Annotated in this window: 13 protein-coding genes, 3 tRNA genes and 1 pseudogene; 12 read left to right on the forward strand and 5 right to left on the reverse strand. The window is 69.5% G+C overall.

Annotation, left to right across the window (positions count from 1 at the left end; all coding sequences use genetic code 11):
* The first annotated feature begins 318 nt into the window (after window positions 1-318).
* Window positions 319-1,245, forward strand: a complete 927-nt coding sequence (locus EF879_RS07325; protein WP_123556869.1) for a PmoA family protein — start codon at window positions 319-321, stop codon at window positions 1,243-1,245.
* Window positions 1,246-1,309: 64 nt separating this feature from the next.
* Here the strand turns inward: EF879_RS07325 and EF879_RS07330 are convergent, their stop codons facing one another.
* The 3 genes from EF879_RS07330 to EF879_RS07340 form a co-directional block, all read right to left on the reverse strand.
* On the reverse strand, window positions 1,310-2,182 hold the full coding sequence (locus EF879_RS07330) for a carbohydrate ABC transporter permease (RefSeq protein WP_370375455.1): 873 nt from the start codon (window positions 2,180-2,182) through the stop codon (window positions 1,310-1,312).
* Entirely contained in the window at window positions 2,179-3,141 is a 963-nt protein-coding gene (locus EF879_RS07335; protein ID WP_123556109.1) for a carbohydrate ABC transporter permease, read from the reverse strand. The genes EF879_RS07330 and EF879_RS07335 overlap by 4 nt, the downstream gene beginning before the upstream one ends.
* Window positions 3,142-3,328: 187 nt before the next feature.
* The gene (locus EF879_RS07340; protein ID WP_123556871.1) at window positions 3,329-3,931 is read right to left on the reverse strand and encodes a TetR/AcrR family transcriptional regulator; all 603 of its coding nucleotides are present in this window, start codon (window positions 3,929-3,931) and stop codon (window positions 3,329-3,331) included.
* A 262-nt stretch (window positions 3,932-4,193) separates the two neighbouring features.
* On the opposite strand from EF879_RS07340, the gene EF879_RS07345 reads away from it, so the two are divergent.
* The 5 genes from EF879_RS07345 (at window position 4,194) to EF879_RS07365 (ending at window position 8,350) form a co-directional block, all read left to right on the forward strand.
* Window positions 4,194-6,734 carry a TRAP transporter fused permease subunit gene (locus tag EF879_RS07345; RefSeq protein WP_233604293.1) on the forward strand — a complete coding sequence of 847 codons (2,541 nt, stop codon included), beginning with the start codon at window positions 4,194-4,196 and terminating at the stop codon, window positions 6,732-6,734.
* Between the two features lie 27 nt (window positions 6,735-6,761).
* Window positions 6,762-7,778 carry a TAXI family TRAP transporter solute-binding subunit gene (locus tag EF879_RS07350; RefSeq protein WP_123556111.1) on the forward strand — a complete coding sequence of 339 codons (1,017 nt, stop codon included), beginning with the start codon at window positions 6,762-6,764 and terminating at the stop codon, window positions 7,776-7,778.
* Window positions 7,779-8,086: 308 nt separating this feature from the next.
* Window positions 8,087-8,159 (forward strand) — tRNA-Gly (locus tag EF879_RS07355).
* A gap of 32 nt (window positions 8,160-8,191) precedes the next feature.
* A tRNA-Cys gene (locus tag EF879_RS07360) sits at window positions 8,192-8,262 on the forward strand.
* A 13-nt stretch (window positions 8,263-8,275) separates the two neighbouring features.
* Window positions 8,276-8,350, forward strand: a tRNA-Val gene (locus EF879_RS07365).
* 24 nt (window positions 8,351-8,374) lie between these two features.
* Here the strand turns inward: EF879_RS07365 and EF879_RS28745 are convergent.
* Window positions 8,375-9,271: pseudogene (locus EF879_RS28745) on the reverse strand (replication-relaxation family protein).
* A 48-nt stretch (window positions 9,272-9,319) separates the two neighbouring features.
* On the opposite strand from EF879_RS28745, the gene EF879_RS07380 reads away from it, so the two are divergent.
* The 6 genes from EF879_RS07380 (at window position 9,320) to EF879_RS07405 (ending at window position 12,413) form a co-directional block, all read left to right on the forward strand.
* A complete protein-coding gene (locus EF879_RS07380; protein ID WP_233604294.1) occupies window positions 9,320-9,733 on the forward strand; it encodes a YbaB/EbfC family nucleoid-associated protein in 414 nt (137 codons plus the stop codon).
* A gap of 6 nt (window positions 9,734-9,739) precedes the next feature.
* Complete coding sequence (locus tag EF879_RS07385; protein ID WP_123556117.1) at window positions 9,740-10,054, forward strand: type VII secretion target; 315 nt, start codon at window positions 9,740-9,742, stop codon at window positions 10,052-10,054.
* 21 nt (window positions 10,055-10,075) lie between these two features.
* Window positions 10,076-10,777 (forward strand): WXG100 family type VII secretion target, encoded by a 702-nt coding sequence (locus tag EF879_RS07390; protein WP_123556119.1) that lies wholly within the window; start codon window positions 10,076-10,078, stop codon window positions 10,775-10,777.
* Window positions 10,778-10,954: 177 nt separating this feature from the next.
* Complete coding sequence (locus EF879_RS07395; RefSeq protein ID WP_123556121.1) at window positions 10,955-11,365, forward strand: endonuclease; 411 nt, start codon at window positions 10,955-10,957, stop codon at window positions 11,363-11,365.
* A complete protein-coding gene (locus tag EF879_RS07400; protein WP_123556123.1) occupies window positions 11,358-11,870 on the forward strand; it encodes a hypothetical protein in 513 nt (170 codons plus the stop codon). Before EF879_RS07395 ends, EF879_RS07400 begins: the two co-directional genes overlap by 8 nt.
* 3 nt (window positions 11,871-11,873) lie before the next feature.
* A complete protein-coding gene (locus EF879_RS07405; RefSeq protein ID WP_123556124.1) occupies window positions 11,874-12,413 on the forward strand; it encodes an SUKH-4 family immunity protein in 540 nt (179 codons plus the stop codon).
* 114 nt (window positions 12,414-12,527) lie between these two features.
* Here the strand turns inward: EF879_RS07405 and EF879_RS07410 are convergent, their stop codons facing one another.
* A complete protein-coding gene (locus tag EF879_RS07410) occupies window positions 12,528-13,127 on the reverse strand; it encodes a hypothetical protein (RefSeq protein WP_123556126.1) in 600 nt (199 codons plus the stop codon).
* Between the last annotated feature and the right edge of the window lie 365 nt (window positions 13,128-13,492).

The raw sequence follows: 13,492 nt of genomic DNA on the forward strand, positions 1-13,492 counted from the left end.
CGGTCGCGCCACCCGCCCCGGCGGTTTCCGCACCACCGGGCCGGTCGCGGCGTCGTCCGGGCGCGTCGCCCCCGGACCCTGCGTGCCCGGACCCTGCCTGCGTGGACCCCGCGTGCCGCGGGGTACGCCGGCGCCGCCGCGCCCGACACGGTACGCCGTGCGGCAGCGCGTCGGGGCGCCGCGCGGTCCCCGTCCCGTCGGCCCGGCCCGCTATCCTCTCGGCCGGGTATGCGCTTTCCTCCGCGTACCGGCGGCACCCCGCGCCGGCCGGAGCCCTGGCGGAGGCGGCGGGGCGTGGAGCGGCGACAGGAGCGGAGCATGGCCGAGGAGCCGACCCCGGTACGGCTACGGGTACGCGACGAGATCGTGGCGGAGTACGTCGTCGACCCGGAGATCGACCCGCGCTGGGGTCCCCGGCCGTACCTGCACCCGGTGCGAACCCTGGCCGGGGTGCCGGTCACCGACACGCTGCCCGCGGACCACCCGTGGCACCTCGGGGTCTCGGTCGCGCTCCAGGACGTCTCCGGCACGAACCTCTGGGGCGGTCGGACGTACGTCCGGGGCGTCGGGTACGCCTGGCGGGACGACCACGGCCGTATCGTCCACGACGCCTGGCTCCCGGCCGACGACGGGAACGCCCCCGGGGACGGCCGCGACACCCCCGACCGCCCGGACTGCGAGGGCGCCGGGGACGACGCGACCGCCACCACCGGCTTCGCCGAGCGGCTGCGCTGGTCGGACCGGACCGGCGCGACCCTGCTGGTCGAGGAGCGGCGGGTCCGGGCCGTCGAGGTCCCCGGCCGGACCGACGCCTGGCTGCTCGACTTCGGGTACACCCTCACCGCCCCGGCCGACCGGGACGTGGTACTCGGGAGCCCGGCCACCAACGGCCGGCCCGGCGGCGCCGGCTACGGCGGCTTCTTCTGGCGGGCCGCCCCGGGCGAGGCGCGGACCTTCACCGCGGGAACCGACGGCGAGGAGACGGTCAACGGCAGCACCGAGCCCTGGGTGGCGCTGGTGGGGCGCGCGGTGGACGGCGCGGCGTACACCCTGGTCTTCACCGGTCTCGGCGACGGGGACCACTGGTTCGTGCGGACCGGGATCTACCCCGGGGTCTGCGTCGCGCTCGCCTACGAGCGGACCCGGCCGATCCGGGCCGGCTCCGTGCTGCGGCGCCGGCACCGGATCGTCGTGGCGGACGGCGCGCTGACCCGGGACGAGGTCGCCACCCTGCTCCCGGCCTGAGGCGATTCGCCCGCCGTCCCGCGCCGGGGCCCGGTGACGCCCCGCCGGCGGTCCGCGCCGCGGGTCAGCCCTTCAGCCCGGAGGTGGCGATCCCCTCCACCAGGTAGCGCTGGAACGCCAGGAAGAAGAGGACCACCGGCACCAGGCTCAGCACGGACATCGCGAACATCGGGCCGAACGCCGACTCGCTCGTCTGGTCGATGAAGAGCCGCAGCGCCAGCGGGACCGTGTACGACTCCGGGTCGTTGAGGTAGACCAGCTGGCTGAAGAAGTCGTTCCAGGTCCAGATGAAGGTGAAGATGGCGGTGGTCACCATCGCCGGCTTCAGCAGCGGCAGGATCACGTACCGGAAGGTGAGGATCGGACCGCAGCCGTCGATCGCGGCGGCGTCGTCCAGTTCCCGGGGGAGACCCCGGATGAACTGCACCATGAGGAAGACGAAGAACGCGTCGGTGGCGAGCAGCTTCGGCAGGATCAGCGGGACGAAGGTGCCGACCAGCTCCAGCTTGTTGAAGATCGTGTACTGCGGAATCAGCACCACGTGGTACGGCAGCATGATGGTGAGCAGGGTGAACGCGAACAGCGGCCCCCGCAGCCGGAAGCGCAGCCGGGCGAAGGCGTACGCCGCCAGCGAGCAGGAGACCAGGTTGCCGATCACCGCGCCGACCGCCACCAGCACCGAGTTGGCGAAGAAGCGCCAGACCCCGATTCCGGCGATGCCGTCCAGCGCCGCCGAGTAGTTCTCCGGCGCCAGCCGGGTGGGGAGCAGGCTGAGGCTGGAGAGGATCTCGTCGGTCGGCTTGACCGAGGTGGCGACGAGCCACGCCACCGGATACAGCAGGACCGCCAGGACGGCGATGATCAGCAGGTGCCAGCCGATGCTGCGCAGCCGCCGGCCCGGCCGCTCCGCCGGGCGCGCAGTGGTCAGGGTGGTCACCGGTCCTCCCCGGAGTAGAAGACCCAGCGGCGGGACGTGCCGAAGAACAGGGCCGTGATGAGGGCGACGACGAGCAGCAGCAGCCAGGCCATCGCCGAGGCGTACCCCATGCGGAACTGGGCGAAGCCACGCTCGTAGAGGTAGAGCGTGTAGAACAGCGTCGCGTTGCTCGGGCCGCCCCGACCGCCGCTGACGATGAACGCCGGGGTGAACGCCTGGAAGGCGTGGATCGTCTCCAGCACGAGGTTGAACAGGATGATCGGCGAGAGCATCGGCAGGGTCACCGAGCGGAAGGTCCGCCAGCGGCTAGCGCCGTCCACCGCCGCCGCGTCGTACAGCTCGGTCGGGATCTGCTTGAGCCCGGCCAGGAAGATCACCATCGGGGCGCCGAACTGCCAGACGGCGAGGATGACCAGCACCCAGAGCGCGTAGTCGGGCTCGTTGATCCAACCCCCGGTGTCCCAGCCGGCCCACCCGGTGATCTGGTCCACCACACCGCTGTCGGTGAACATGGCCCGCCAGACCAGCGCGATCGCCACCCCGGTGCCGAGCAGCGAGGGCGCGTAGAAGGCCGACCGGTAGAAGCCCTGCCCGCGCCGGTTGCGGTTGAGCAGCAGCGCGACCGCGAGGGCGGCGGCCAGCTTCAGCGGTACGGAGACCAGCACGTACAGGACGGTCACCCTGACCGAGGCGAGGAAGCGGGCGTCGTCGGTGAAGAGCCGCCGGTAGTTCTCCAGCCCCACCCACTCGGGGGTGCTGAAGAGGTCGTAGTCGGTGAAGGAGAGGTAGAGGGAGGCGATCATCGGGCCGACGGTGAGCAGCAGCGCCCCGATCACCCAGGGGGAGAGGAAGAGGTACGCGATACCGGGCCGGTCACGCCGGTAGCGAGCCCGACGGGACCCGGTGCCTCCCGCCGCGGCGGTGGACGGGGGCGGACGGTGCAGGGTTCCAGTCGTCATCGTCGTTGTCCGATCGGCTCGGCCGCCCGAGGTCGGGCAGGGCGCCCGACCTCGGGGGCGAGGCAAATGAAACCATTCAACAAGTCGCCCGAACGTACCGTCGCGGTGTTCCCACTGTCAACGGATCGCGCCGGGCCGGAGCCGGTCAGCCCCCTTGTCGGGGCGCGCGGTAGCCGCGCGGAGACGCTCAGGTCAGCTGGGCGGGGGAGAGGCCCAACTCGCGGGCGACCGCCAACCGGACCCACTCGGTGAGCTGTCGGCGAGGGATCACGCGTTCGTGGACCGCCAGCTGCACCGCGAGCCCGTCGATCAGGGCGTTGATCCGCCAGGCCGCGCCGGCCGGGTCGTCGCAGGCGAAGACGCCGTCCGCCACTCCGGCGGCGATGACCTCGCCGAGCCCCTCGCGCCGCCGCAGGTCGAGCCGGCGGGAGACCTTCTCCAGCTCCGGTGTGCGCAGCGACTCCGACCATCCGTCGATCCACATCGCCCAGGCGCGGGACCGGGCCGGCAGCGTGTAGAGCCGAACCAGCTTCTTGAGCTTGCCGAGCGGGGTGGCGCCGCACCGGAGCACCGCGTCGAGGCGGGCGAGATCCTGCTCGGCGGCGTACGCGAACGCCTGCGCCACCAGCCGCTCCTTCGTCGCGAAGTGGTAGAAGACCAGCGCCTGACTGACCCCGGCGGCCTGGGCGACGTCGGCCGTACGGGTGTTGGCCAGACCGCGGGTCGCGATCACGTCGCAGGCGGTGCGCAGCAGCGCATCCAGGCGGACCTCGGCCGCACGTCGAGTCACGCCGTTACGGTAGCCCATCCAGGCCGGCACAATGAGCCACCAACACGTCCGATCCGTACCAACGCGGTCGACGGCTCGTGGGGGTCCCCGGTCGGACGACGACCCGCCCCCGGCCCGGCGGCGCGCCACTCCTCCGGCCCGGCCCGCGCGCCTCGACCGACGGCTCGACGCGGGGGCCGACGCACCCCGGCCTGCCCGGATGGACGACCGTCCCAGCCTAGGAAGATCGGCTTCCGTCGTTGCTTCGTAGTACTGTCCGATCATGTCCGACGGTGTGGCCGAGATCTCTGCAGACGTGCACCCCGGGCCGGATCCGCGTCGATCCACTCCGGACCCTGTGGCGCCGCAGGCCCCGCCCGAGTCCTCCGGCGGGGTGGTGTACGACGACGAGGAGCGACCCGCCCGCCAGCTCACCGGAGCCGTCGGGGTCGGCGTCGGGGTGGTCGCCTTCTCCGTCGCGCTGTTGGTGCTCTGGCAGGTCTTCCGGCCGCTGCCGCAGGGTAGCCAGTTCTATCTGATCATCTTCCTGGCCGGCGTGCTCCCGCTGGTCTTCCTCGCCTACCGATCGGGGCTGCGGCTGCCGGCGTGGCTGGCCCGGGGCGTACCCCGGACGGAGGGATCGGAACCGCGGCGCCGGGACCAGCCGACCGTGGTCGACTGGCTGCTGGCCGGCCTGGCGCTGCTGGTCTGTCTCTACCCGGTGCTGCCGCTGGCCGTCGGAGACGCCGGCGGCGGGTACGACGCCTTCCTCGACCGCCAGGGCCTGCTCGCCCCGGTCGACGTGGTGATGGGGGCGCTGCTGCTGGTGCTGCTCGTCGAGGCCTGCCGTCGTACCACCGGGTGGATCCTGCCGGTGGTCTGCCTGCTCTTCCTCGCCTACGGCTACTACGGCGGCCTGCTGCCGCAGACCTGGCCGATCGCCCACGCCGGACTGGACTTCAGCCAGATCGTGGACGCGCTCTACAACTCCGGGAGCGGGTTCTACGGCACCCCACTGGACGTCGCGGCGACGTACATCGTGCTCTTCACCATCTACGGCGCGGTGCTCGACCTCTCCGGAGCCGGCCGGTTCTTCGTCGACCTCTCGGTGGCGGCGTTCCGCCGATCCCGCAGTGCCGCCGGCCGGACCGCGGTCGCCTCCGGGTTTCTCCTCGGCACCGTCTCCGGGTCCGGCACCGCGACCGCGGTCAGCATCGGCGCCGTCACCTGGCCGATCCTGCGCCGTGCCGGGTACCCGGCCACGCACGCCGGCGGTATGCTCGCCGCCGCCGGGGTCGGCGCGATCCTCTCCCCGCCCACCCTCGGCGCGGCGGCGTTCATCGTGGCCGAGTACCTGGAGGTCTCCTACCTGACGGTGCTCGGTTGGGCGGTGATCCCGACCCTGCTCTACTACCTCGGCATCCTGCTCGCGGTCGAGATCGACGCCCGCCGGTTCCAGGTCCGTCCCGTGGCGGTGGCCGCCACGTCGCCGTGGCGGCTGCTGGCCCGGTTCGGCTACCACTTCTCGTCGCTGGTCGTGATCGTCGTCCTGCTCGCGGTCGGGGTGAGCGCGATCCGCGCGGTCGTCTACGCCACCGCCCTGGCGGTGCTCCTCTCGTTCCTCGACCGGCGCAACCGGCTGACCCCCCGCCGCCTCGTCACCGCGCTCGCCTCCGGGGTTCGCGGCGTCCTCCCGGTCACCGCCGTCTGCGCCGCCGCCGGCATCGTCACCGCCACCACCACCAAGACCGGGCTGGGGGCGCAGTTCGCCTCGTTGCTGGTCCGGGGTGCCCAGGCGGTCAGCGACAACCCGGCCGTCGTCCTGGCCCTGACCGTGCTCCTCGCCGCCGTCGCGCTGGCGCTGCTCGGCCTCGCCGTACCGGTGACCGCCTCGTTCATCATCGGCTGGGTGATCATCGGGCCCGCGCTGCTCGCGCTGGACGTCCCGGCTCCGGCCGCCGCCATGTTCGTCTTCTACTACTCGGTGCTCTCCGAGGTCACGCCGCCGACCGCGCTCGCCGCGGTGGGCGCGGCCGCGATCACCGGCGGACGGACGATCCCCACCATGTGGCAGGCCCTGAAGTACGCCCTGCCGGCGTTTCTCGCCCCGGCCGCCTTCGTGCTGACCGCGCCGGGGGAGCACCTCCTCGGCCGCGGCTCGGCACTGGAGATCCTCGGGACCGGGGCGGTCGCGTGTCTCGGCGTCGCGGCGTTGGCGGTGGCAACCGGCGGCTGGGTGCTCGGGGTGGGCCCGGCCGGAGCGGTCGAGCGGGTCCTGTGCGCGTTGGCCGGGCTTCTCCTGCTCTACCTGCACCCGGTCTCCGTCGCGGTCGGGATCGGGCTGACGGTGGTCGCCGTCCTGATCGCACTGGCCCGACGGTTCCGGGCCGGGCCCGCCCCGGCCACCGGTTCCGCCCGTCCCGCCACCGGTTCCGCCGATCCGGCCGCGGACTCTGCCGTTCCGGGCACCGATTCCGCCGATCCGGCCGGTGAACCCACGGTGTCCGGCGTGACACCGTCCGGAGCGGCTTCGTGCCGTGACGCCGTCGGATCCGGACCGCGGGTGGTGCCGGCCGAGGCGCTCCCCGAGGACGAGGCCGCCGGAACCGCTGCACCCGCCGCCTCCCGGACGGCGGACGGAGGGGCGACAGCTGCGGATGGCACGGCGACACCTGCGGACGGTGCAGGGGCGACGTCCGGGGAGGACGCGGGGGCGTCCGGCGACGGCCCGGCGACGCCCGCGGACGACCGGGCGACGCCCGGGTGCGCGCCAGACGACCGGGCGGCGCCCGGAGCGCCGGACCGGGCTGGCACGCCGTCATGAGAGATCGAGCGTGGGAGAGGGAGCGATATGAAGCGTGTATCGGGAATGGTGGCAGCGGTCACCGCGGTCGGGCTCGGGTTGACCGCCGTCGCCGGCTGCGGCGGCCGGCAGGACACCGCCAGCACCGACACCGGGGGCGAGATCACCTGTGAGGTGACGACCGAGACCCGGATCAGCATCGCCACCGGTAACGCCACGGGCGTCTACTTCGCGCTCGGCAACGCGTACGCCGAGCAGGTCTCCAACGCCCCGGGCAGCAAGGTCCGGGTGACCGCGGCCGAGACCGGGGCCTCGGTGCAGAACATCCAGCAACTGGTCGCCGGCACGTACGCGGTGGCGTTCTCGCTCGCCGACACCGCCGCCGACGCCGTGCAGGGCACCGGGAGCTTCGCCGGACAGAAGCAGCCGATCCAGGCCCTGGCCCGGATCCACACCAACTACACCCAGGTGATCGTCCGGAAGAGCGCCGGGATCACCTCGGTCGCGGACATGCGGGGCAAGCGGGTCTCCACCGGTTCGCCGAAGTCCGGTACCGAGGTGATCGCCCATCGGCTCCTCCAGGCGGCCGGGCTCGATCCGGAGAAGGACATCCGGGCGCAGCGGCTGGACCTGACCAAGACGGTCGACGGAATGAAGGACGGCTCGATCGACGCGCTCTTCTGGTCGGGCGGCCTGCCCACCCCCGGGATCACCGACCTGCTCACCACCGCCCGGGACCAGGTCGAGTTCCTGGACGTCACGCCGTTGCTCGCCGAGATGAAGAAGATCAACCCGGTGTACGAGGAGGGGTCGATCCCGGCCGCCACCTACGGCATGCCGGCGGACGTGAAGACGATCGTGGTGCCGAACCTCCTGCTCGTGAAAGATGATCTCGACGCCAACCTGGTCTGCGTGCTGACCAAGGCGCTCTTCGAGCGGAAGCCCCAGCTGGAGCAGGCGAACGCGGCGGCGAAGGAGATCAGCCTGGAGTTCGCCTGGCGGACCGACCCGGTGGTGCTGCACCGGGGTGCCGCGAAGGCCCTGGGCGACCTGAACGGGAGGTAGTCCGCCGGCGACCTCCGGACGCCCCCGGCGAACCCGCCGGCGGGCGTGCCGCGGCCCTCCGGCTCCGTGCCTGTCGGCCGTCGTTCCTGTCCGGGTGACCCGGTCGCCGGGCCGGCACGGTCCGGCGACCGTGCCGGCCGGAGAGTCTGGTCCAGGTTCCTAGGACGATCTAGGGGGCGTGACGGGCGCCGCCCCCGGGTTTCGCCTGGTCGTCCCGTTTGTGACCCGCCGATCATGCCCCCGATTTGGCAGACGTTCGTGGCCTCGGCTAAAGTTCTCATCCGTCACCGGGAAACGCCGGAGGACAAGCGGACGTAGCGCAGTTGGTAGCGCATCACCTTGCCAAGGTGAGGGTCGCGGGTTCGAGTCCCGTCGTCCGCTCTGAGATGCCGCCACATGTCGGGGGCAACCTCGGTGGAGTGGCCGAGAGGCGAGGCAACGGCCTGCAAAGCCGTGTACACGGGTTCAAATCCCGTCTCCACCTCGGCGACAAACAAGGGCGATTGGCGCAGCGGGAGCGCGCTTCCTTGACACGGAAGAGGTCACTGGTTCGAACCCAGTATCGCCCACCAGCATTCGCGCAGATCAGCGGCCTGTTACCGAAGATCCGGTAACAGGCTTTTCTCATGTTGTCCCTTACATTGGGAGCAAACTGGGAACACAAGAGCATGATCCCGGACATCTGACAGCCGCACCCATACCATGTCGCGAGCCGGAACGGCTGCACGTGGCGCTGGCAGGCCAGCACCGACGAGGGTCGGATTCCGTAGCGCAGCGCCGAGAGGTTCGGTGTCGATGCCGTGCTCGACGAAGAACCCCACCGTGCAGCCACCGGCGTGCCAGACGCCGTGGCCGTCAGACCGGATGCCGCTGCGGGCGAACACCGCGGTGGCGTGCTGTTCGGACCACCAGCGAGCCAGGCGGGCATCGGCGTCGGTGCGAGCACGTGATCAGGCCGATGACGAGCTGGTTGGTGCCCCAGATGCCGCAGTCTGCGGCTGCCGACGACGCGTTGCGTGCGCTCGATGCCGGTACGCGGGGGCCGGGCATCGGGCCGGTCAGGATCGTTGAACACCGTCGGGTGCACCCACGGCACCGAGGGGTCCGAGGGGGTATAGGTACGGCCGCCCACCGGTGGTTACGTCGACGAACCGGTTGACGGCCTCCAACCTGTGCAAGGGGGCGAGGCGTGGCCGCGCCGCCCGGGAGGACGGGAACAGCGTCTGGGCGATCTGGTCCGCCGACCGGGCGTTACGCTCGGCCGGCCGACCGAGCAGCCGTCGGGCTCGGACAGCGAGACGACGTAGCCGCTCCAGCCCCTGGACACCTGTGGACAGCGATCGACGGGCTGGCGACGGAGAAGGCGCAGAGGACGGCGAGGACGGACGCGGAGTGGACACGACCGGAAACTCCGTGTAAACAGGCCGAATCACCCTCCTGTGGGGCGGTGTGTGGATTTGGCGACATCGAAAGACGAACGCTCCTGCTAGCATCGAATCTCTCTGTCTCCGTGCGAAGTGGAGTGTGCGGTGTCAAGACCCGTGGAGGGTGGTGAGCTGCTGGATCCGGACGGTGCCATCGAGTACTTGCGTCAATGGAAGGATCGCATTGATCAGACGGCGGCCAGAACGCGTGCCATGGCTGACCGTCTCGATCAGTTGAGAGCCTCGGCGACCGACACCGACGGATTGGCTGAGGTCACGGTCGACTCCACCGGTGTCCTGGTTGACCTGCACCTGACCCAGCGGATTCATCGGGTCTCGCCGAATGCCGTGGCTCGGGCGATCCTCTACGCGGTGCAGCAGGCCAGGCTCGAGGTTGCCAGGAAGTCTCGGGAGATCGTCATTGACGAGATGGGCCCCGAGTCGGTAGCGGCCCGAGCTATCGCAGAAAAGATCGAGCAGCGTCTGCAAGGGCCCGAGGGTGACGAGCGTATACGGGACATCGGACGGTAGTGACCCATGGCTGAGGAATTCGCGGTTGATCCGGAGCAGCTGCGGCGTCACGCGAAGCGGCTGGAAGCGATACGTGACGGGTTCGCGTCGATCAAGCACGCCAGTGCGAGCATCTCACAGGACGACGCAGCCTACGGCATGCTCTGCGGGTGGATTGCCGGGGTTCTGGAAGAACGGCATGCCCGGCAGGACGACCTTTTCGCCCTTGTGGAGGAAAACCTGGAGCTAGCGGCGAACGCGCTGATGACCGCGAGCCAGGCATACGAGACAGCCGACCTGACGGCAGCGCAGCGGCTCCAACACGTCAGCTCGCAATCCTAGACCGGTTCCCAGGTTCCTACAGTGTCTGACAACCCGCTGATCGCCACGCCGTCGTCCACGCGGAGCGCATGGACGGGGGCGTCGCTTGCTGACAGCTTCCAGGGCGTCTACCAGGCCGTAAGCGGTGGCACGTGGGTCGACCAGATGCTGGCCGGTGGCCTCTTCGCGGTCGAGGTGGCGGCCACGGTCCTGGACCCGTTCAGTGCCTTGCTCGCCAACGGGCTTGGGTGGGCAATGGAATACTTCGAGCCCTTGCGCGAGATTCTCGACCAGTTGGCCGGCATCCCTGAACGGGTGGCCGCACACGCCGAGACCTGGAACAACATCGCAGGTGCGCTGCAATCGCTGGCCGCGGAACTCAAGGACGGTCTGGCCACCGATCTACCGGACTGGCGAGGGGAGGCGGCACAGGCGTACCAGGCCCTGATGGTCCACAACGTCGACGCGCTCGGTGGCTTGGGCGTACTGGCGTCCACGATGTCCTCTGCGACGCAGGCCGCCGGCAACCTGGTGACGTTCACTCGCGACATCGTTCGGGACCTGATCGCGGATCTGGTCGCCCGTGTGATCGTCTGGGCGTTGGAAGCCTTGGCGATCGTGACCATTCCGGTCGTCGCGGCGCAGATTGCGTCCGCTGTCACCAAGTGGGCTGGCCGCATTGCCGGCTACACCACTGCGCTGATCGAGAGCCTCAGGAATCTCCGCCAACTGCTGGACGGGTAAGGACATGCGTCGATGACAGGGAAACCACGCGGCTCCGGCGGCGGTGACCGCGGCGGCCGTCGGAGATCTCCCGGGGGATCCGGTGGCAAGGGCAGCGTGCGAGAGTGTGAGTCTGCGGTTCGTGACGCGGTAGATGCCGGGCGCGCTCGGGTCACCGGCCCTGACCGGAGTCTCCCGGTGAAGACCGTCACGATCGAGCGGAAAAGCTTCATGCCCAGGGCGGAGTTCCGCCGCAAGGCGAACGCGCTGAAGCAACTTAGCGATGAAGAGAAGCTGTACAAGGCCACCAACCCGGTCCAGCGTGACAGCTCTGTGACCAAGGAGTATCGTCAAGAGGTCATCGACCGCATATGGAAGCAGTTTCATGAACGCAATCCCGAGTTTGCTGACAAACTAATTGAACGAGTCACTAAGAGAATGCAACCCGACCATGTGTGGGAACTGCAGCTCGGCGGACCGGACGACAAGAGCAATTTGAGATTTCTGGACAGTCGCACGAACGAGGACATCGGGATTCGTCAGATACGGCCACAAATCGCTAGACTTCCCGACGGTACGCCCATCCGCATAGAGGTGATCGATGAATGAGCTGGCCCGCCGTGTCGAGCGGATCCGCGCGGTGCTCGCGCAACGCCCTGACGGCATCATGCTCGGCGACTTCCCTTCCGGGCGGGTGGTACCTGGGAACGGCCTTCCGCCAGGGCTGGCGGACGTGTTGGTGGTCACCGACGGGCCGCGCGGCGGGGACATCGTCATGTACTCTCACGCCGAACTGGCACAACAGCACTTGCCGCTTGACGGCATTACCGCGATCCCCGACGAGGAAGCCGGCATGTGGCTACGTTTCGGTGCCCTGAACTACGAGCCTCTGCTGGTACACCGGCACACCGGTGAGGTGTGGTGGTTCCCCGACACCGGCGTGCAATGGTTCGAAAGCGAGGAGTTCCGCAAGCTCACCGACAACGTCGAGAAGTTCTGCTTGGACTACCTGCTCGGCGCTGGTTACCTGGACATTTGCGTCGCAGGAGACGATGATTGGGCCCGGCTGCTCATCGAACTCGGCTGGGCCGATCGTAGAAGTCCGGAGGAGTGACCGGTGGTCGTCACTCATGACCAATTGCTCGCCCACTGGGGTCCGCATCGGTTGATCTACTTCCCTCTCGACCGTTTCCTGGACCGTATTCAGGTGGGTCCGGGGGCGTTCCCCCCGGAGGGAGCGATCCCCGTCGAGGTGCCGATCCTGTTCACTGTGGCTGTCGACGCCCCTGACGTACAGCTGTTCAGCCTGTTGAGGCTGCAACTCGGCGAGGCGAATTCAACTCTTCTCATCGTCGTCGGATGCGTTCCGGCCGAGCCGGACATGCTGTTCTGTTTGAATCCTGAGACCGGGGCCATCATGCTTCTCGACCTGAATCCTGATGGGCCCGGGTACGAACTGGTCAATACCACGTTCGCGGCGTTCGTTGAGTTTCTCTACCGCTTCGATGAGTTTATCCAGTCTGATCCTGGCAAAGCGGCACGCGCCGACCTCGCGCTTGCGCTACGACGGGACCTCTACGAGGTAGATTCTCAGGCGTTCGAGGATCCCGAGTCGTGGTGGAACACGGCCATCAGGCAGCTGTCCGTCAGCGGATGACCGGCTGATCAGCCGACGCGTCTGATGTTGAGACAAGTGGGAATGTCGCCGCCAGCCGCGTGATCACGACGTGCGGTATCTTCCCCGGTTCGGGCGGGTCGACTCCACGCCGTCTCAACGCCACCAGTTCCTGGTCGGCTGCGCGGCCTCTGCCGCGGCGCACGCCTGGGCGAAGGTCGCCCGATCGGGCGGTGGCAGCTTCGCCGCCTCGTCCGACGCGGCCTGGAACTGACGCAGGGCGCCGTCGGTGACGCCGTCGCAGTAGATGTAGTTCATACCCGCGCCGCGCTCCTCGACGAAGAACACCACCAGCGGACCGGGCGCCTGTGCCAGCGCGGTGACCCGGTCGATGTGGTCCGGCAGCGTCGGGTCGAACAGGGCGGCACACACCAACTGGTGGCTGTACCGGTCGAGCTCGACCGTGGTGTTCGTGATCTGACCCCGCGCGCCGACCCCCAGCCGGCCGCCCTGGGGGTCACGGAAGAACATCGACATACGAAACACCACGCATGGGTTCGGCGGGTGCCATTCCCACCGAACCGCTTCCAGCTCCACCCGCTCGGACCAGGTGTGGTACTCGTACTGGCCGACCTTGAGGAAGACGGCCGGCTTCACCACCTGCCCGCATCGCACCAGCTCGATCGCCGGCACCCACAGATCCCACTGTGGATGCCGGGCGTTGACGAGATCGATGGCGTACCTCAGGTCAGGCATGTCGGGCCGACCGAGAATCCATTCCATCGTGCCAGTTAACCGCAGGCGCGGGCTGGAGGAAAGGCCGTCCTGCGGCGGGCGGATCGGCAGTGTGGACAATGTCTGCCGTCGGATGACCACACCGTCAATCGCCGGCGGCGACGCGGGCGGACGTCGGACCGCGGCGGAGGAGTGGGACGCACTACCTGGTCATCGCATATGACCACCCGGGTGAAGAGGGGCGTCGCCGTCGGGCCAACGCCAGGGAGCGGCACCTGGCCCAGGCGGCGTCGACGAACACGGTCACCGCCGTCTTTGGCGCGGCCATCCTGAATGATGACGGCGACATGATCGGTTCGATGCTGGTCATGGCCGCCGACTCCCGT

The organism is Micromonospora sp. HM5-17 (assembly GCF_003762835.1).
Taxonomy (GTDB): domain Bacteria; phylum Actinomycetota; class Actinomycetes; order Mycobacteriales; family Micromonosporaceae; genus Plantactinospora.

Excerpts from the sequence above, each read along its gene's own strand:
- EF879_RS07325 (WP_123556869.1), top strand. The coding sequence starts at position 319 with ATGGCCGAGGAGCCGACCCCGGTACGGCTACGGGTACGCGACGAGATC.
- EF879_RS07350 (WP_123556111.1), top strand. The coding sequence starts at position 6,762 with ATGAAGCGTGTATCGGGAATGGTGGCAGCGGTCACCGCGGTCGGGCTC.
- EF879_RS07385 (WP_123556117.1), top strand. The coding sequence starts at position 9,740 with ATGGCTGAGGAATTCGCGGTTGATCCGGAGCAGCTGCGGCGTCACGCG.
- EF879_RS07400 (WP_123556123.1), top strand. The coding sequence starts at position 11,358 with ATGAATGAGCTGGCCCGCCGTGTCGAGCGGATCCGCGCGGTGCTCGCG.
- EF879_RS07345 (WP_233604293.1), top strand. The coding sequence starts at position 4,194 with ATGTCCGACGGTGTGGCCGAGATCTCTGCAGACGTGCACCCCGGGCCG.
- EF879_RS07410 (WP_123556126.1), bottom strand. The coding sequence starts at position 13,127 with ATGCCTGACCTGAGGTACGCCATCGATCTCGTCAACGCCCGGCATCCA.
- EF879_RS07335 (WP_123556109.1), bottom strand. The coding sequence starts at position 3,141 with ATGACGACTGGAACCCTGCACCGTCCGCCCCCGTCCACCGCCGCGGCG.